The 18,902-nt window shown below is 41.3% G+C and carries 19 protein-coding genes and 1 pseudogene; 3 read left to right on the forward strand and 17 right to left on the reverse strand.

The annotated features are described in order from the left end of the window. Window positions 1–211: 211 nt before the first annotated feature. The 8 genes from spx to HMPREF1519_RS09255 all read right to left on the reverse strand — a co-directional run bounded on the left by spx (window position 212) and on the right by HMPREF1519_RS09255 (window position 7,279). Window positions 212–610 (reverse strand): transcriptional regulator Spx, encoded by a 399-nt coding sequence (gene spx / locus HMPREF1519_RS09220; RefSeq protein WP_002886328.1) that lies wholly within the window; start codon window positions 608–610, stop codon window positions 212–214. 167 nt (window positions 611–777) lie between these two features. Beyond that, window positions 778–1,917 (reverse strand): recombinase RecA, encoded by a 1,140-nt coding sequence (recA, locus tag HMPREF1519_RS09225; RefSeq protein ID WP_002886327.1) that lies wholly within the window; start codon window positions 1,915–1,917, stop codon window positions 778–780. A 35-nt stretch (window positions 1,918–1,952) separates the two neighbouring features. Then, window positions 1,953–3,221, reverse strand: coding sequence for a competence/damage-inducible protein A (locus tag HMPREF1519_RS09230; protein WP_014633777.1), 1,269 nt, complete (start codon window positions 3,219–3,221; stop codon window positions 1,953–1,955). Window positions 3,222–3,317: 96 nt separating this feature from the next. After that, window positions 3,318–3,872 (reverse strand): DNA-3-methyladenine glycosylase I, encoded by a 555-nt coding sequence (locus HMPREF1519_RS09235; RefSeq protein ID WP_002886325.1) that lies wholly within the window; start codon window positions 3,870–3,872, stop codon window positions 3,318–3,320. Window positions 3,873–3,880: 8 nt separating this feature from the next. Continuing rightward, window positions 3,881–4,471, reverse strand: a complete 591-nt coding sequence (ruvA, locus tag HMPREF1519_RS09240; RefSeq protein WP_002886323.1) for a Holliday junction branch migration protein RuvA — start codon at window positions 4,469–4,471, stop codon at window positions 3,881–3,883. A 157-nt stretch (window positions 4,472–4,628) separates the two neighbouring features. Beyond that, window positions 4,629–4,850 carry a hypothetical protein gene (locus HMPREF1519_RS09245; protein ID WP_022495804.1) on the reverse strand — a complete coding sequence of 74 codons (222 nt, stop codon included), beginning with the start codon at window positions 4,848–4,850 and terminating at the stop codon, window positions 4,629–4,631. A gap of 130 nt (window positions 4,851–4,980) precedes the next feature. Continuing rightward, window positions 4,981–6,924, reverse strand: coding sequence for a DNA mismatch repair endonuclease MutL (gene mutL / locus HMPREF1519_RS09250; protein WP_022495805.1), 1,944 nt, complete (start codon window positions 6,922–6,924; stop codon window positions 4,981–4,983). A 49-nt stretch (window positions 6,925–6,973) separates the two neighbouring features. Then, window positions 6,974–7,279, reverse strand: a complete 306-nt coding sequence (locus HMPREF1519_RS09255; protein WP_002886319.1) for a hypothetical protein — start codon at window positions 7,277–7,279, stop codon at window positions 6,974–6,976. 178 nt (window positions 7,280–7,457) lie between these two features. On the opposite strand from HMPREF1519_RS09255, the gene HMPREF1519_RS09260 reads away from it, so the two are divergent. Then, window positions 7,458–7,895 carry a LytTR family DNA-binding domain-containing protein gene (locus HMPREF1519_RS09260; protein ID WP_014633775.1) on the forward strand — a complete coding sequence of 146 codons (438 nt, stop codon included), beginning with the start codon at window positions 7,458–7,460 and terminating at the stop codon, window positions 7,893–7,895. Beyond that, the gene (locus tag HMPREF1519_RS09265; RefSeq protein WP_014633774.1) at window positions 7,892–8,347 is read left to right on the forward strand and encodes a DUF3021 domain-containing protein; all 456 of its coding nucleotides are present in this window, start codon (window positions 7,892–7,894) and stop codon (window positions 8,345–8,347) included. Before HMPREF1519_RS09260 ends, HMPREF1519_RS09265 begins: the two co-directional genes overlap by 4 nt. Window positions 8,348–8,380: 33 nt before the next feature. Here HMPREF1519_RS09265 and mutS read toward each other — a convergent pair whose 3' ends face one another. Genes mutS through argR form a run of 3 tightly spaced genes read right to left on the reverse strand, consistent with a single transcriptional unit; the run spans window position 8,381 to window position 11,719 of the window. Continuing rightward, entirely contained in the window at window positions 8,381–10,939 is a 2,559-nt protein-coding gene (gene mutS, locus HMPREF1519_RS09270; RefSeq protein ID WP_022495806.1) for a DNA mismatch repair protein MutS, read from the reverse strand. Then, window positions 10,932–11,291, reverse strand: a complete 360-nt coding sequence (locus tag HMPREF1519_RS09275) for a YlbF family regulator (RefSeq protein ID WP_002889586.1) — start codon at window positions 11,289–11,291, stop codon at window positions 10,932–10,934. The genes mutS and HMPREF1519_RS09275 overlap by 8 nt, the downstream gene beginning before the upstream one ends. Further along, window positions 11,291–11,719: an arginine repressor gene (argR, locus tag HMPREF1519_RS09280; protein WP_170314548.1), complete on the reverse strand. Its 429-nt coding sequence runs from the start codon at window positions 11,717–11,719 to the stop codon at window positions 11,291–11,293. Before argR ends, HMPREF1519_RS09275 begins: the two co-directional genes overlap by 1 nt. A gap of 154 nt (window positions 11,720–11,873) precedes the next feature. Between argR and argS the strand changes: the two genes are divergently transcribed. Next, on the forward strand, window positions 11,874–13,565 hold the full coding sequence (argS, locus tag HMPREF1519_RS09285; RefSeq protein ID WP_002889584.1) for an arginine--tRNA ligase: 1,692 nt from the start codon (window positions 11,874–11,876) through the stop codon (window positions 13,563–13,565). A gap of 875 nt (window positions 13,566–14,440) precedes the next feature. On the opposite strand, the gene purB is transcribed toward argS, so the two are convergent. The 6 genes and pseudogenes from purB to HMPREF1519_RS10790 form a co-directional block, all read right to left on the reverse strand. Continuing rightward, window positions 14,441–15,739: an adenylosuccinate lyase gene (purB, locus tag HMPREF1519_RS09290; protein ID WP_002886310.1), complete on the reverse strand. Its 1,299-nt coding sequence runs from the start codon at window positions 15,737–15,739 to the stop codon at window positions 14,441–14,443. 275 nt (window positions 15,740–16,014) lie between these two features. Continuing rightward, a complete protein-coding gene (locus HMPREF1519_RS09295) occupies window positions 16,015–16,242 on the reverse strand; it encodes a hypothetical protein (protein ID WP_004181931.1) in 228 nt (75 codons plus the stop codon). An 8-nt stretch (window positions 16,243–16,250) separates the two neighbouring features. Beyond that, entirely contained in the window at window positions 16,251–17,201 is a 951-nt protein-coding gene (locus HMPREF1519_RS09300; protein WP_022495807.1) for a ketopantoate reductase family protein, read from the reverse strand. Then, on the reverse strand, window positions 17,202–18,293 hold the full coding sequence (gene purK, locus HMPREF1519_RS09305; RefSeq protein ID WP_022495808.1) for a 5-(carboxyamino)imidazole ribonucleotide synthase: 1,092 nt from the start codon (window positions 18,291–18,293) through the stop codon (window positions 17,202–17,204). Then, a complete protein-coding gene (gene purE / locus HMPREF1519_RS09310) occupies window positions 18,280–18,771 on the reverse strand; it encodes a 5-(carboxyamino)imidazole ribonucleotide mutase (RefSeq protein ID WP_022495809.1) in 492 nt (163 codons plus the stop codon). The genes purK and purE overlap by 14 nt, the downstream gene beginning before the upstream one ends. 30 nt (window positions 18,772–18,801) lie before the next feature. Further along, window positions 18,802–18,864, reverse strand: a pseudogene (locus HMPREF1519_RS10790) (phosphoribosylaminoimidazole carboxylase); the annotation flags it as partial. Window positions 18,865–18,902: the final 38 nt, after the last annotated feature.

Consider the following 18,902-nt stretch of genomic DNA (forward strand, 5'->3'; position numbering starts at 1 on the left):
TTGGCCATCTCTCGCGAAACAGCTTATTTATAATATCATCTCTCACTTGTCTTGTCAATAACTTTTTTAAAGTTTTTTTCAAACTTTTTGTTACTGGAGAAATTCCTTAAGACTTTATTAGTCTATCAAGTTTGTGAACTAATGTCAATACTTATTTTCTATGCCAGAGTAAACGTAAAAAGAAGATCGCAAGAATCTCCTTTTTTACTTTTTATAGAGCTGCGCGCATGCGTGCTTGTGAGTTTTCGACATTTCGTATTGAACGTGGTAAGAAAGCACGGATATCATCTTCTTTATAACCCACTTGCAATCTCTTATCATCAATTAAGATTGGGCTCTTCAAGATTCTTGGGTTTTCTTGAATCAAATCAATCACCTCACTGACACTGAGCTCGTCGATATCACAATTTAGAGCTTTAGCATAGCGATTTTTTGATGAAACAATACTTTCAACACCATTCTCTGTTTTTGATAGGATGTTTAAGATTTCTTCTTTTGTAAGTGGTTCTTTACCAAGGTTTTGTTCTTTATAAGGAAGTTGATGGTTGTTCAACCATGTCTTTGCTTTTTTACAACTTGTACAACTTGAGATTGTATAAATCTTAATCATGTTAATTCTCTCTTTCTGTCACATGATACTATTATCTTATCACTGTCCTTGATTTAAGAAATCGGTCTAGCGACCTATTTTGAATCTTTGGGACTTTTTCAATTATCATAGACCTTTTTTATTTAGAATTAAAACAAAGAAAAAAGAGCTCGTCGGCTCTTTTACACTTATTCCTCAATTTCAATGGTTGAATCGAGGTCTAAAACAAGTTCATCAGATGTTTCTTCAACTTGTGCTTCTTCAACAATATCCTCTTCATCTGGTTCAATTAAACCATAGTGTACACGTACTTTATGATCAATTTCTTCAAAAATATCTGGATGATCTGCCAAATATTTTTTAGCATTTTCAGACCCTTGACCAATCTTCTCACCATTATATGAGAACCATGCTCCAGCTTTTTGAATAATGCCTAAGTCACTAGCGATTTTTACAAGCTCACCTGTTTGGGAAATCCCTTCACCATACATAATTTCAACAAAGGCTTCTTTAAATGGTGGAGCAACCTTGTTTTTGACAACCTTAATTTTAGTTTCCTTACCAACATTTTGGTCTTTTTTATCACCAGTCCCTTTGATTTGCGTATTTCCACGTACATCAAGACGTACTGATGCATAGAATTTTAGAGCACGTCCACCAGGGGTTGTTTCTGGATTACCAAACATAATGCCAACTTTTTCACGCAATTGGTTAATGAAGATAGCAATTGTTTTTGTTTTATTGATAGAAGCAGAAAGCTTACGCATGGCTTGACTCATCATACGCGCTTGAAGTCCGACATGGCTGTCACCAATATCTCCATCAATTTCTGCTCGAGGTACCAAGGCTGCAACTGAGTCAACAACAACCAAATCAACTGCACCAGAGTCAATCAGCTTACCAGCAATTTCGAGACCTTGTTCACCTGAATCAGGTTGTGACAAAAGAAGCTCATCAATATTAACACCTAGGGCTGCCGCATAAGCAGGGTCAAGGGCATGCTCTGCATCGATAAAGGCAGCAATTCCGCCTTCTTTTTGTGTCTGAGCAACAGCATGGAGGGCTACAGTTGTTTTACCTGATGATTCTGGTCCGTAAATTTCGATAATACGACCTTTAGGATAACCACCTGCACCAAGAGCAATATCCAAAGCTAGCGAGCCTGAGCTCATAACTTGAACTTTCTGCTCTGCACGCTCACCAAGACGCATAACCGCACCCTTACCAAAATCTTTTTCAATATTCTTCAAAGCATCGTCAAGTGCTTTACGACGCTCATCTCCAAATTTCTTTGTAATTTCTTCTGTTTTCTTTGTTTTCTTAGCCACTTATTTTCCTCTTCTTTCTATCGTTAAAGACAAACTTAAATTATGTCTTCTTGTAATAAAGCTTGGCGAACTAGGTTAAAGGCATAGAGGGTACTAATATATCTAACATCAGAACGACTTCTTCCACCTATAACAACCTTGATTGACCTTACTTGATTCCTATCAGCAATACCAATAAATACCGTACCTGCTGGGTGTCCTTCTAAGGAATCTGGTCCAGCTACACCGGTAAGTGCAATTCCATAATCGCTATCTGTTTTAGCTCGAGCACCTTCAGCCATTTTTTCTGCAGTAAAATGACTGACAACACCATGTTCTTCTAGTTGCGACAAAGGAATACCCAACATTTTAGCTTTTTCTTCAATGCTGTAAGTAACAAAGCCACCTTTAAATACTTGTGAGGCTCCTGAAAAATCAGCAATAGTAGCCTGAAATAAACCTGCTGTTAGGCTTTCAGCTGCAGTGATGGTCTTGCCATGGTGCTTAAGCAAACGAAAAGCTTCAAAGGCTAAACTATTAGACTCTCCATATCCATAAATGAAATCAGATAAGGATTTGCCATCTAGAGTTTTAGTCGAACGAATTTGTTTTTCTAAAACATCTAGTTTTTGATCTGCTTCTTCTTGCGAAGAAGCCTTCGTTGACAAGCGAAGTGTTACTTCCCCCACTTTAGCGTATGGAGCTATGGTTGGATCTGTTTGGTTAACAATAAACTCTTTCAGAATAGTCACTAATTGACTTTCTCCAACGCCAAAGAATCTTAGGACTCTCGAATAAAGACTTGAGTGATTCTCAGTAAGAGCTGGAATAAGTTCTTGATTCACCATAGGTTTGAGTTCACTTGGTGGACCAGGTAAGACTACATAGGTCACCCCTTGAGCAGTAATAATCCCTCCAACTGCAAGACCTGTCGGGTTTTGCAAGGGAATAGCCCCCTCAACAATTTGTGCTTGACGTTCATTATTAGGCGTTCGTGTGTGTTTAGGACGAGTAGCAAAGAAACTATCCAGTTTTTTACTAGCCTCCTCATCAAAAACGAGTTCTTTTCCTAAAAATTTAGCCAGGGTTTGCTTGGTTAGGTCGTCCTCAGTAGGGCCAAGTCCACCACAAAGTATGACTAAATCACTACGCTGACTGGCTTGATCAAGAACTGAAAGTAGGCGGCTTTCATTGTCTCCTACTGCTGTGTGAAAATACACGTCAATTCCTAGTTCAGCTAGTTTCTCAGATAAAAATTGGGCATTGGTATTGGTGATCTGCCCGGTTAGGATTTCAGTTCCTACTGCAATCAATTCAGCTTTCATTGGTTCACCTATATTACTATTCGTAAAATAATCTCAAAAACATGTTCGTTTATAAACTAACATGTTTTGCTCGTCTTGTCAATCAAATCCACTCATTTATTTGAAGTCACAGTTATTTTCATGATCATTCACAAATCCTGCGGCTTGTAAAAATGAATATATAGTTGTCGGTCCTAAAAATTTGAACCCTCTCTTTTTTAGATTGTTGGCAATCTGTTGGGATAAAGCAGTTGATGATGGGACGTCCTTATATGTGGGTACATTATTTATCAAGGGCTTTCCGTCAAAGAAATGCCAAAAATAATGGGACAGGGAGCCAAATTCATCTTGGATTTTTAGTACTTGTTTGGCATTATTTACGGTTGCTTCTAGCTTAAGTTTGTGCCTAATGATGTCTGGATTTTGAAGCGCATCTTCAAGTTCACTTAGGCTAAACTGGGCAACACGCTCAATATTATAGTCATGAAAAACACGATTAAAGGCCTGTCTTTTATTTAAAACGGTTAACCAAGAAAGCCCTGACTGATAACTTTCTAAGCAAAGCAGCTCAAAAAGTTTTTGGTCGTCACCAATAGGCTTTCCCCACTCCTTGTCATGATAATCACAATATAATTTATTGTTTGTTGGAACCCAACGACAACGATTGACCATTGCTTACCTCATTTCATCAACATTTTAAGAGCCGATTTAATGTATTGCTCTGCCGTTTCATTAGTTCCTTCGAAGAAGGCCTTGATTTTCTTAAGTTCTGTGGCTTTATAACCAAGAGCAATCAAGGCTTCCATAGCCTCATCCAATTGATGATTCCCTTCAGGTTGACTTGGTGTCGTCTTGGTCGTTTCTGTTGGTAACTCTGCAAATTTCCCTGCCAAATCCAGAACCATTTGTTGAGCTGTCTTTTTACCAATCTTTGGAAACTTCATCAAGTACTTGATGTCACTATTATCAACAGCAGCAACCAAGCCTTGATTATCATCTACAGCAACAATGGCTAGGGCAGTCGTCGGACCTATTCCAGAAACTGAAATAAGCTTAAGGAAGACCTCTTTTTCATCTTCAGTATGGAAACCAAAAAGAAGGTGGGCATCGTCTCTAATAACCTGATGAAGATAGACTTGGATAGTCTGATTCATTTGGTCAGAAAAACTATATGGATTCGCTACAGTGACAATATAACCTAAGCCGTTTGCTTCTATAACAATATACTTGGCGGTAATTTTCACTAGAGTTCCCTTGATGTAATCATACATGGCGTGTGATTTCCTTTCTCGTTCGTTTCTTCAATGGTTTGCTTTATCATTTTATACTTGTAAGATAATTGTCTTGAGTGTTTATTTTGTCATCTCAAGCACTGCTGTACTATTGTAACAAAAAATCCACTCGAAAGTGGATTCTGTTTGCTCTATTTTAAGGATGACTACTCGTCTTTAAAGTATCTGTAATCATCTTTAGACCTAATAGAATATATGTTACAACGCCTAAAGTAAAGGCAATGCTAGAAACATTTACGAGAGTATTCTCCAAACTTGGTTGACCTAACCAGGCCAAAATATAGAAAATCAAGCTAGTCGCTAAAAATGTTAAGTCAACAAGTAAAAAGTGTTTATTAGTTTTTGTTAGGTGTCTCATCACTATACCTCCTAACTTAAAAATCAGGCAATCATCCTACAATAATCCGCTAAAACATTAGAAGATTCCTCGTCTTCACCACTATTATAAATCTAACATTCCTATTCGTAAAGCAAGACCAAAAAAAGTTTTAATACTTCCCTAGGTCACGTAGACTCGTATGATTTTCTTGGATACGACGGAACATTTTTTCCATATCAGACTTGGTAAAGTTGACAAGTACTGGACGTCCGTGAGGGCAATTGTAGGGATTTTTACACTGTGCAAGCTGTACTAGGAGGTCACGCGCAGAGTAATCATCAAGAGCATGATTGGCCTTGATTGAACGTTTACAACTCATCATGATGGCCAACTCAGCACGGTAGGTCTTAACAGACACTTCATTCGTCAAAAGAAGCATGTCACACATTTCATAGACCGCTGATTCAATCTCTTCTTCCTTCATCCAGATAGGATGTTCACGAAGAATGAAAGTGTTGTTCCCATAAGGCTCTAAATAGATACCAACCTGGTTAAGAAGGGACATTTTTTCTTGTAAACTAATGTAGTCTGAACCTGAAAATTCAAAGAGATAGGGAACCAAAAGCTGCTGTAAACTGCTGTCAACCTCACCAATCTTTTCGCGATAGTACTCATACTTGACACGTTCTTGGGCAGCATGCTGGTCAATGATGTAAAGTCCGCCTTGTCCTTGCGCAAAGAGATAGGTTCCATGCATTTGACCAAAAAACTCTAATTCAGGGAAGGTTGATGTTTCCTCATTGTCCAGAGTTTCAAGCATGCGCTTCATTTTCGACTTGTTTTTATAATCAAGTTTTTCGTGTTCGCTATCACCTTCATCTGCTGAACGCTGTGCCTGTTTAACAGAAGGTTGCGGTTTGTTTTCTACCAATGAAACTGGAGACTCTGACTCCGATATAAGAGGTTTGATATCTTCTTGGACTGTCTCTGGTTTGACAAAGAAATCATTACGACTGCTATCATAGTAAAGATTGGTTTGTTTGAGTGGAAGACTGGTTTGAACTGGCTTAGCTGCACCTCTGGTACTAGACTTGGCTAGATTTTCAAGGGCATCAGGAATCAAATCCTGCTCTCTAAGGCTTTGAGCAATGGCAGAGCTGATAAGGGCCATGAGCTCTTTTTCTTTAGAAATACGTACTTCCTGCTTGGTTGGGTGAACATTGACATCAGCCAAATAAGGATCAATCTGAATATCAATAACCGCAATAGGGAAGCGTCCTACCATGAGTTTAGAACCATAACCATCAAAAATAGCACGGTTAAGCAGGAAGTTTTTAATATAACGTCCGTTAATGAGAATCGTGATGTAGTTACGATTTGCACGGGTCAACTCAGGGAGACTAACATATCCAGAAACTTCAAAATCAAGGTCAGAATTTGAAATCTCCACCATTTTTTTAGCCGTTGTCAAACCATAAATACCAGCAATAGCTTGACGGAGGTCTCCAGTACCTGATGTCTGTGTCAACTGACGACCATCATTAAGCAAGGTAAAGGCAACCTCGGGATGAGCTAGACTCAGACGATTGACAACATCGACAATATGAGCCAACTCAGCCTGTAAACTCTTCATATACTTGAGACGAGCTGGGGTATTATAAAATAGGTTTTCAACGGTAATCTTTGTTCCAACTGGTGTTGAAATAGGGTCCTGACTCTCAATTTCTCCACCTTTAGCAACCAGTTTAGTCCCATAGGCTTCTCCATCCGCTGCTGTCACAATAGTTAGGTGGCTGATAGAAGCTATTGATGGTAGGGCCTCACCTCGAAAACCAAGGGTTCGAATACGAAAGAGATCTCCTTGATTTTTGATTTTACTTGTTGCATGACGGCGCAAACTCATGGCCACATCAGCTTGAGCCATTCCTTCGCCATTATCTGTGATTTGAATTTTTGAGAGGCCTGATTCTTCAACTTCAATGGTAATCTGGGTGCTGCCTGCATCAATAGCATTTTCCACCAACTCTTTAACAACACTGGCTGGGCGCTCTACGACCTCACCAGCAGCAATCTGGTTGGCTAACACCTCAGGTAATTCGATGATTTTTGGCATAATTATTATTTTCCCTTCTAAAAGGTTGAGAGATCATTGTTTCTAACTGTTACTGATGCTTCCTATAAAGCCATAACTCACACACAACTGTTAGCCAAGATAAGGCTGTGGCTATAACAATCATATCCCCATGACGAAGGTTGAACCAAATGAGCCCAGAAAAAATCAAGAGATAGATGACTTGGAAAATCCATTGGTAGGTTTTGGGTGAGCTTGTCGAATCCATAAACTGCTTCACAAAGAAATAAAGCAAGAGCAAGTTCAGTGTTAGTGCCTTTTCAAAAGGTGTAAAAAAGCTCAAAATCAGACTGCAGGCAAGAAAAATTCCTGCTAGCCATTTCATTATAGATTTCATGTGATTACCTCGTCAGTACGTTTTCATTAAGTATAGGGGTTTTCGAAAATATTTTCAACCACTTAGACACCACATAGGACCACATAGACAAACGCTATTGCTGTGGACTAGTAAATAGTGTTTAATAAAGGTGTGAAAGGGAGGAGGCCTCCTCAATTACCAATAAGAAAGGATAGTTATGAAAATAAAAGTTCAGATTGACTCGGTATTTCAAGAAGAAATGTTGCAGATTCAGGCACCTAGTCGGACGCCCAAGATTCAGCAAGTGGTCGAGTTTGTCGAAAGTTTGGATGATAACCAACGACTCAAAGGAAAAAAAGATGGCGAAACTTATTTCATCGAGTCTAATGCTATTTCCAGAATCTACATCGAAAATCGTCAAGTTCTAGCTGAAACTATTCAAGGAGAGTACCACTTAGGCTTACGTCTCTATCAAGTTTTAGAAAAACTGCCATCTTACTTTATCAAAATCTCACAATCAGAGATTGTCAACCTCAAAGAAATTGAACGCTTCAACATTACCCCTAACGGCCTCGTTGAAATTCACCTTAAAAACAAGGAAACCACCTACTCATCACGCCGTTACCTCAAAGCAATAAAGGAGAAATTACAATGAAAAAGCAACTTTTTAAATCAGGCACAAAGGGCATCCTTATCGGACTTGTCGTATCCATGATTATGTCTCTTATCTGGGCACCAAGCTACATGCCACTAAATCCTCACTCAGCCATTGGACAATGGATAACGTCACATCAGGTTCACGGATCTTTGGTATTGGCCTACTGCCTCATCACTTGGTTTGCTATCGGTATCCTCTTTGAAGTCGCTAGTTATATTTTCCGTAAGGCTGAGTGGAGTTTACTTCGTGCAACCCTCACTCACTACGCCTTGACCTGTCTAGGTTTCATTCCACTAGCTACCCTCAGCGGATGGTTCCCTCTACGTTTAACTTTCTACTTGGAGCTAGTCATTGAATTCAGCCTTATCTATCTCCTCGTTTGGGTCTTCTCTTATTGGAAAATGAAAAAGGATATTGAACAACTCAACAAAGAATTGAAACACCTATAAAAGACAAGAAGCCTGTCAATCGACAAGCTTCTTTTATAGTTTCTGTTTTAAATCCGCTACAGCCATCATGACCTGCATCGGTGTCATATTGTAAATGTCCAAATCACGTAACTCTTGAAGAACCGGATTTTCAGTAAAATCATCAAAGAGAGAGATTTGCTCGTTGACATGTGTTTCAGTGGCTGGCTTCTCTTGAGGCGATACCTTTTCCTGAGGTCGGATGGTAACTGTCTCGCCCTCTAATTGTGTCAAGATGGTGTCAGCACGTTCCAGTAAATCTGCTGGTAAACCTGCAATCTTAGCCACATGAATACCATAAGATTTATCGGCTGGGCCATCGACAATCTTGTGAAGGAAAGTCACCTCTCCGTCCTTTTCAAGTGTCGCCACATGAACGTTGACAAGGTGTGTCAAAGTATTTGACAGGGCTGTCAACTCATGATAATGGGTAGCAAACATGGTTTTAGCCCCAACCTTGTCATGAATAAACTCAATGATAGACTGGGCCAAAGCCATACCATCGTAGGTGGCTGTTCCACGCCCCAACTCATCAAAAATAATCAAGGAATTAAGTGTTGCCCGTTTAATTGCCTGGTTAGCCTCCATCATCTCAACCATGAAGGTTGACTGACCTGAAATCAAGTCATCTGCAGCACCAATACGTGTATAGATGGCGTCAAAAACTGGCAAATCAATACTATCTGCTGGCACATAAGACCCCATCTGAGCCATAACGACTGACAAGGCCAACTGACGCATATAAGTAGATTTACCACTCATATTTGGCCCAGTAATGAGCTGAACATTGGTCTGACTGTCAAAGGTAATCGTGTTTGGAATGTATTCCTGAACACCCATAACCTTCTCAACCACCGCATGACGACCTTGATCAATAACGATACGATGTTCATCATTGAACACAGGACGAACATAATGATTAGTCTCTGCTATAACAGCCAAACTCTGAAGCACATCGACTGTCGCAATAGCCTTAGCCAAAGATTGCAAACGGTCAATATAGCGTTCAACCTGCTCACGGACACGCATGAAAATATCATACTCTAGCGTTGATGACTTTTCACGTGCCTCAAGCATCTCACCTTCAATCTTAGCCAACTCGGCAGTTCCAAAACGCTCTGAGTTTTTCAGGGTTGCCTTGCGGAAGAAATGGTCAGGAACCAAGCTAAGGTTAGAGTTGGTCACATGGAAGTAATAACCATCTTTACGGTTATAATCAATTTTTAGTGTTGCAATACCAGACGCTTCACGTTCCTTGGCTTCGATGTCTGCGATCCATGACGTCCCCTCGCTCATCACCTTGCGATACTTGTCCAAGGTCTCATCAAAACCAGCACGGATAATACCACCTTCTGTAATGGTTGCTGGAGCATCGGGATCAATAGCCGACCGAATCAGACTCTCTAATTCTGGCAGAGCATCTAGCTCTTGTAAAAGACGTGACAAGGCCTCGTCATCAAAAGACTCCAAAATCGCCTTAATAACTGGAACCTGAGCTAGGGTATGACCTAGCTGAATCAAATCTTTAGGATTAGCCTTTCCAAAGGAAACACGACTGGCCAGTCGCTCAATATCGTAAACCCCTTTAAGACTCTCAGTCAGATCACTACGCTCGAAGAAATTGTCCAAGAAAACTTGGATAATATTCTGGCGCTCCATGATGGCAGCCTGATTCACTAAAGGACGGTCAATCCAAGTACGCAAGAGACGCATTCCCATAGCTGTCTTGGTTTCATCCAGGAGCCAGAAAAGAGAACCGTGTTTCTTACCTGTTCTAGCATTTTCCAGTAAATCCAAACTCGACTTGGTCGCATAGGACATCTGCAAGTAATCCTTAATCTCATAGTGCTGTGCCTTTTGTAAATGGCTTAATTCACGCATCTGAGTACGGTGCACATACTGGAGAAGTTTACCCGCTACACTGCTTTCCAAGTCTGTCAAGCTAGTGTCAATCAAGTGGACATCATCGTAAACCTCTGTTTCCTTGGAAAGTAGAAGGTTGAGTTGCTTCACCAAAACTTGTTCATCAGCTTCAGGTAAATAATAACCAAGCACTACTTCACGTGCCTTAAGGTTCTGAATTTCACTACAAACAGAACTGAAATCATCCAATTCTGTCGCAAAAAATTCACCCGTTGACACATCCATATAGGCTAGGCCGAATCGACTTCCAGCCTTGTCAATGGCTACCAAGAAATTATTGGCATTATCAGGTTTAGAACTGTCAACCACTGTTCCTGGGGTGATAACCTGAACAACCTCACGCTTAACCACACCAACAGCCTGTTTAGGATCCTCCATCTGCTCAGCAATGGCTACCTTGTACCCCATCTCAACCAAGACATCAATATAGGCTTGAGCTGAATGATAAGGAACACCAGCCATAGGAATGGGATTATCGGCGTTCTTATTACGACTGGTTAGGCTAATTTCCAAAATCTGGGCAGCCTTAACGGCATCATCATAAAATAATTCGTAAAAATCACCCATACGGAAGAGCAAAAAAGCATCTGGATAATTTTCCTTGATATCCAAATACTGCTGCATTCCTGGAGATATTTTTTCCTTAGCCATGTCTTAACTCCTCGTTAATCCTTTCTTCGATAGACTTAGTCACATATTGGATCAAGTCACTGGCATCCTGCATTTTTTGACGGTAGTCCTGAACAATAGGCAAATTTTCCAACTCATGCTGAATCAAATCTGCTTGCTCACCTGCCTCCTCATAGGCACGTTGTTTCTCAATTTTTTGAAAAAGCACTGCTTCTTGTTGATAAGCCTTCATCTGTCCAGCTAGATGACTGATTTGAGGGACCTGTCCAATAGCTTTCTCAGCCTCTTGAAAAGCAAGAACCGCCTCATGGTGTTTGAGGAGGTCGATTAACTCTTCTTTGGCTTTTTGGAGATCCTGATGAGGAGTATTCATCAGTGAAACTCGCTTTCCAATTTTTCAGCAACCACAGCATCCTTACAGATTACCAATAGAGTATCTGCCCCAGCAACGGTTCCTAAAATTTCAGGATTGCCATCACTGTCAATTAAGTTGGCCAAAACATCAGCTTCACCCAACTCCGTGTGAAGGACCAGCATAAACTGAGCACGGGAAACTGATTTAACATAGTCCTTAACCGTAGGGTCCAAACTTGGAAGCACATGCTCAGACAAACTATAGTAGAGTCTGCCTTCTTCATCACGAAGCTTCAAGAGGCCAATCTCACGCAAGTCACGTGACAAGGTAGCCTGAGTAACCGTGATACCTTCCGCCTCTAAGCGTTGCTTAATTTCCTCTTGTGTCCCAATCTTATCTCTTGAAATCATCTGTTTGATAACAGCTTGACGATCTCTCTTCATTATCTTTCCTCTTTTTATGTATATTCTTTGCATATTATAACAGAATTTTTGTATTTTTTCATGGAATTCTTCCTAATAGATGCTTTCTTGTCCCTACCCTATTAACTAAAATAATGGTAAAATAGGTATGAATGACAAGATTTGAAATGGAGTACCTATGAATACTAAAGAACTCATTGCAGCAGAAATTGCCAAAGTTGTTCCTGAATTGGAACAAGAAAACATTCAAAATCTGCTTGAAACCCCTAAAAACGCTGACATGGGGGACCTCGCCTTTCCTGCCTTCTCATTGGCTAAAGTCTTGCGCAAGGCTCCTCAAATGATTGCAGCAGACATCGCTGAAAAAATCGATGCCTCAAACTTTGAAAAAGTTGAAGCTGTTGGTCCTTACATCAACTTCTTCCTTGATAAATCAAAAATCTCAGCGGACGTTCTTGGACAAGTCATCGCTCAAGGCAGCCACTACGCTGACCAAAACATCGGTCACGGACGTAACATCGCCTTTGATATGTCTAGTCCTAACATCGCTAAACCTTTCTCTATCGGTCACTTGCGTTCAACAGTTATCGCTGATGCTCTTGCCAACATCGTAGCTAAACAAGGCTACAAACCAGTCCGTATCAACCACTTGGGTGACTGGGGTAAACAGTTTGGTATGCTGATTGTTGCCTATAAGAAATGGGGTAGCGAGGAAGCTGTCAAAGCTAACCCTATCAACGAACTCCTTCAACTTTATGTGCGTATCAATGCCGAAGCTGAAGAAGACCCATCTGTAGACGAAGAAGCTCGTGAATGGTTCCGTAAATTGGAAGCTGGTGACGAGGAAGCAACTGCCCTCTGGCAATGGTTCCGTGACGAAAGCTTGGTGGAATTCAACCGTCTTTACGATGAACTCGGTGTTTCTTTTGATAGCTACAATGGTGAAGCCTTCTACAATGATAAGATGGATGAAGTCGTTGACATCTTGACAGAAAAAGGACTTCTCCAAGAATCTCAAGGTGCCCAAGTGGTTAACCTTGAAAAATACGGTATCGAACACCCAGCCCTCATCAAAAAATCAGATGGTGCGACACTCTACATCACACGTGACTTGGCTGCTGCCCTCTACCGTAAACGTACTTATGACTTTGCCAAAGCCATCTATGTAGTTGGTAATGAACAATCTGCTCACTTTAAACAGTTGAAAGCTGTTCTTAAAGAAATGGGCTACGACTGGTCTGACGACATGACTCACGTTGCCTTCGGTCTCGTAACTAAGAACGGTAAGAAATTGTCAACTCGTAAAGGTAACGTTATCTTGCTTGAGCCAACTATCGCTGAAGCAGTTAACCGTGCCCAAGCTCAAATCGAAGCTAAGAATCCAAACTTGCCTAACAAGGAAGCTGTTGCTCATGCTGTCGGTGTCGGAGCTATCAAATTCTACGACCTTAAAACAGATCGTATGAATGGTTACGACTTCGACCTTGATGCCATGGTATCCTTCGAGGGAGAAACTGGACCTTACGTTCAATATGCACACGCTCGTATCCAATCTATCTTGCGCAAGGCTAACTTCACACCATCTGCAGATGCTACATACAGCTTAAACGACGTTGAAAGCTGGGAAATCATCAAACTCATCCAAGACTTTCCACGTATCATCAACCGTGCATCAGACAACTTTGAACCATCTATCGTTGCTAAATTTGCTATCAGCTTGGCTCAAGCCTTTAACAAATACTATGCGCACACACGTATCTTGGACGAAAGCCCAGAACGTGACAGCCGTTTGGCTCTTTGCTACGCAACAGCAACAGTCCTCAAAGAAGCCCTTCGCCTTCTCGGTGTTGAAGCTCCAGACGAGATGTAAGCCATATTCAAAACGCCTAAGGGCGTTTTTTTATTGCCAAAAAAAGAACTCAACACATCGTGTTGAGCTCTTTTGGAGATTATGAAAAAGAAAAGTTCGTTGTTCTACAAAAAGTGTAAGCCAACGAGACTTACTGAACGGCGTTCAGTAAAAGTTATTTAGGAGACTTAAAGTATAACCTGCATTCCTTAAAGAAACCTTAAATCGCAGAAAAAAATCCCCTAAGGGATTTTCACAGTAGTCCAAAGACCGCTGAAAAGATACGATTGTACAGGCTTCCCAACCTCTTCTTCCTAATCCTCCAAGGTGACCGCTTGTCCAATAGAATCTTTATATAACTATATTACCTTGTTTTGGAAGGGTTTTCAAGTATTTTCTTAAAATATCCTAATAAAACCTCAAAAAAGAAGAAAAAAGCCTAGATTTCTAGACTTTCTTCGGGGAGATTTGTTATGAAAAAAATTATGTTACCTCTAGCTCACAAAAGCTAGCTGCCTTACTAGGATGGTTATAATATATCTTAATAAACTTAAAAGTAGCTTAAGAGATTATTATCCTTTGTCACTTTTTAAAATAATAAGCAAAATAAGTAATAGTAAGGAACCACTAGGAATATCCATATCTAAAAACCAAGAGAGGGCTTTAATACTTCCTAGATCATTCATGATGCGGGTGATATTATAAGCAATGCTTACTATTAAGAGGCTAAGTTCCGGTAAATAGCTGAGTCGTCCTTTTAAGATTACTAACTTCTCCTTTCTGATAGTTTTCTTGCCATGACCCTATTATAAGGCTGAAAAGGAAACAAAACTAGTGACATAAATGTCACCATCAAAAAAAGCAGGGCAAACCTGCTTTCTGTTATTTTGTTTAGATTAGTCACCCAAACCGATGCGTTCGAAGATTTCATCAACACGTTTCGTGTAGTAAACAGGGTTGAAGATTTCGTCGATTTCTTCTTGAGTGAGGCGTGATGTTACTTCTGGATCTGATTCAAGAAGTGGTTTGAAGTCTACTTGGTTATCCCATGATTGGGCTGTCTTAGGTTGAACAAGGTCGTAAGCTTGCTCACGTGTCATGCCTTTTTCAATCAAAGTAAGCATCGCACGTTGGCTGAAGATCAAACCAAATGTAGAGTTCATGTTGCGGATCATGTTTTCTGGGAAGACTGTCAAGTTCTTAACGATGTTTCCGAAACGGTTAAGCATGTAGTCAATCAAGATAGTTGTATCTGGTGCAATGATACGTTCAGCTGATGAGTGAGAGATATCACGTTCGTGCCAAAGGGCTACGTTTTCATAAGCTGTTACCATGTGACCACGGATAACACGCGCAAGACCTGTCATATTTTCAGAACCGATAGGGTTACGTTTGTGAGGCATTGCTGAAGACCCTTTTTGCCCCTTCGCAAAGAACTCTTCCACTTCACGTTGTTCCGATTTTTGAAGACCACGAATTTCAGTTGCCATACGCTCGATAGATGTTGCAATGCTCGCAAGAACTGCAAAGTACTCAGCGTGAAGATCACGAGGAAGCACCTGTGTAGAGATTTCTTGAGCACGGATACCAAGTTTGTCGCAGACGTATTTTTCAACGAATGGTGGGATGTTGGCAAAGTTACCAACCGCACCAGAAATCTTACCAGCTTCCACACCAGCAGCCGCATGCTCGAAACGTTCGATGTTGCGCTTCATTTCGCTGTACCAAGTAGCCAATTTAAGACCAAAAGTTGTAGGCTCAGCGTGCACACCGTGGGTACGCCCCATCATGATGGTAAACTTGTGTTCTTTCGCTTTGTCAGCGATGATGTTAAGGAAGTTTTCAAGGTCCTTGCGGATGATATCGTTGGCTTGTTTGTAGAGGTAACCATAGGCAGTATCTACCACGTCAGTAGAAGTCAACCCATAGTGAACCCACTTACGTTCTTCACCAAGCGTTTCAGAAACCGCACGTGTGAAAGCAACCACATCGTGACGAGTTTGCTGCTCGATTTCAAGAATACGGTCGATGTCAAAGTCTGCTTTTTCACGGATCAAAGCCACATCTTCCTTAGGGATTTCTCCCAATTCAGCCCATGCTTCGTCAGCCAAGATTTCCACCTCAAGCCAAGCACGGTATTTATTTTCTTCAGTCCAAATGTTCGCCATCTCAGGGCGAGAGTAACGTTCGATCATAATTAAGATATTAAGGGCGTTAAGCGGACACAGTCAAAATAGTAGTTTAGACGAAGAAGCGCCAGCTTCTAGGAAAAACTATCTTTTTGACCAAGTCCGTAGCCCGTATTCAGTTTTTGTGAATACGAGTACCCTTGTTCCTTTCTTTTTTTATTTATTCTATCAAAGATTGGACGTTTGAGCTCAAATTAATGGAATCCTATGTCCGCTTCTTTTTTAGTTTTATATGCAATATTCTTTTGATGTTTTACATCAGTTAGCAACCAACTGTCGCTTTATTCAAATTCCTCTTTCCCAATCCACACTGATGGATAGTGATCTAGTTTATTCAAATCAGTATCCATCGGCAAATCATAGATAGCTAAATAGTTTTCAGGATATTGAGCAACCAACTCTTCATACTTAGCTCTCACTTTTTCGTGATTGCTACTAGCATACAAGACTTCGACGACTGCTCCAGTCTTATCTTTTTCAACAAATGCGTTGACGATGAGTTGAATCATAAAATCTCCTAAATCGAAATTCCCTTCATATTTGCTTCCAGAATGGGCATCTCAATACCTAACTCCTGACCAGTCTTATAGACACTTTGACAACAATAGAAGATGTCCTGTTTATCATTGTGTAAGGTCATGATTTTTCGGGTCAGCTCATTTTTCGCAAACATGATTTTCATGGCTTTTCCTGCAATCCAAGCGGGAATTTTGTATGGCAAGAGTTCGGCTTTGTAAAGCTTCAAATTCACGCCACGCGCTTCTACGACTTTCAAAGCTTCTCGAATGGCCTTAATGGCCAATGATAATTCCGAAGAACTATTCATCAAGTTCAAAGCCAATTCTTCTGGATTTTCCAAATTTCCTGAACGTGCAGCTGTCGAAGTAACACCCGCATTAATCGCCATGTGAATCCAAATCCACTCGACCATATCATGAGGAACTTCCCACTTCAAATCTGCAGAACTCAGCAAAGTCGTCAAATCAGAATAGTTAGAAATGTGTGCTTTTTGCTCACCTTCTAGCATTAAATGGTCAAACAAGACACCATCCAAATGGTCCTCCTGCATGTGACCTCCAGCTATCGGAAAAGCTAAAATATAGTCGTAGTCCCCTGCCCACTCTTGGACATCTTTTCGTGTATTCCAGAAATTGCAGAAGAAAACGAGGGTGCCTTTGATATTATTTTTTCGCAAGGTTTCCACGGCTTCTTTGATAAAACCATGACGCACACTGAGAAAAATAAAATCGTATTCCAAAACAGATTCCGCCACATGAACCTCATAGGTGTCGTGTTTGTTTTCACCCTTGGAATGATAGCGACCATCTAGCAAATCAACTGAGAGGGATTTGGGAGCATTATTCCGCTTACTGTCTCTAAGGACATGTTCTACTTGATGACCTGCTTTTTGAAAAGCATAGCCATAAGTCGTTCCAATGACTCCGAGTCCTAGGATTGCTATTTTCACCTAAAAATCAATTCCTTTCCCGAACTCAACCACACTATCTGGTTCATCACTAAACAAAGTCACATGACCCATTTTGCGGTTGTGCTTCGCTTCTAGTTTACCATACATGTGGAGGTGGGCGCTTGGATTTTCTGTGACATAACGCTCAGCTGCTTCGACGTGTTGGCCGAGGACATTGAGCATGACAGCAGGCGCATGGAGGTGGATTGCTGGGAGTGGCGCTCCGAGAACGCCCAAGATATGCGTGTCAAACTGTGAAAAGTCGCAAGCTTCAATTGAGTAGTGCCCTGAATTGTGTGGACGTGGTGCAATTTCGTTGACGATGATGTCATCAGCTGTCGCAAACATTTCCACACAGAGGGTACCCGAGAGGTTAAGTTGTTCAGCGATCTTCACAGCCATGGCTTTAGCTTTCTCAGCTAGACTATCAGAAATACGAGCAGGCACGATGGTTTTAGAGAGGATGTTGTTGCGATGGATATTTTCCTGAACTGGAAAAACCGTCACATCCTTACCGTTACCAGACACGATGACTGAAATTTCAAGGTCAAAGTTAACGAACTCTTCCAAGACACACTCGGCTGAGTTAGCGAGGGCATTTGCCTCTTCCAAATCGTCAGCTGATGTGATGACTTTTTGACCGTGGCCATCGTAACCACCTGTCGCTGTCTTGAGGACGTATTTTTTAGAAAGGTCAATATCTTCCAAATCAAGGCTAGATGTTACGACCTTGTAAGGGGCAACGGTCACTTTAGCCTTGTTTGAGAGGAAGTCCTTCTCAAAAATACGGTTTTGTGAAATACGAAGCAGGTCTGTTCCTTGTGGAAGTTGACCGTCTTTGATGACAGCGTCAAGGCCGTCAGCGTCGACATTTTCAAACTCATAAGTGAGAACGTCACAGCGGTCCGCCAACTGACGAAGGGCATCTACATCGTCGTAAGGGGCCACGATAACCTCAGACACACGAGAAGATGGGCAATCTGCTGCAGGATCAAGGGTGATAACCTTGTGGCCCATGTAGATAGCTGAGATAGCCATCATCTGACCGAGCTGACCGCCACCGATGATACCAATGGTTTTAGTTGAGCTCATTTGTAGACTCCTCTGCGATTTTTCCTTGTTCTTCAGCAAAGTTAGCAAGCGCATCCGCAATGGCCTTGTCATCTACTGAGAGGAGACGGAGGGCAAAGAGGGCAGCGTTAGTCGCACCAGCTTCACCGATAGCCATAGTTGCGACAGGTACACCACCTGGCATCTGAACGATAGAGTAGAGCGAATCCACACCGCTAAGAGCACGTGATTTGACTGGCACACCAATGACTGGAAGGGTTGTTTTAGCAGCAACCATACCTGGCAAGTGAGCAGCGCCACCCGCACCAGCGATGATGACCTTTATGCCACGGCTACGTGCTTCTTCGGCATGTTTGAACATGAGGTCCGGTGTACGGTGTGCGGAAACAACTTTCTTTTCGTAAGCAACACCGAAGTTGTCGAGGACTTCAGCGGCTTTTTGCATGGTTGCCCAGTCGGATTTTGAGCCCATGATAATGGAAATTACTGGTTTAGTCATAATTTTTCCTTTTTCTTCCTTTTTTGACAATCACCTTAGGTTGTGAGGGACGGCAGCAGCCACCAAAGGTGTCTCATGCCTAAATCGGAAGCCTTAAGTCTTCCGATTTCCCTAAACGATTGGCTAATAAA

Origin of the sequence: Streptococcus sp. SR4 (genome assembly GCF_000517725.1) — a bacterium.
GTDB classification, from domain to species: Bacteria; Bacillota; Bacilli; order Lactobacillales; family Streptococcaceae; genus Streptococcus; species Streptococcus salivarius_F.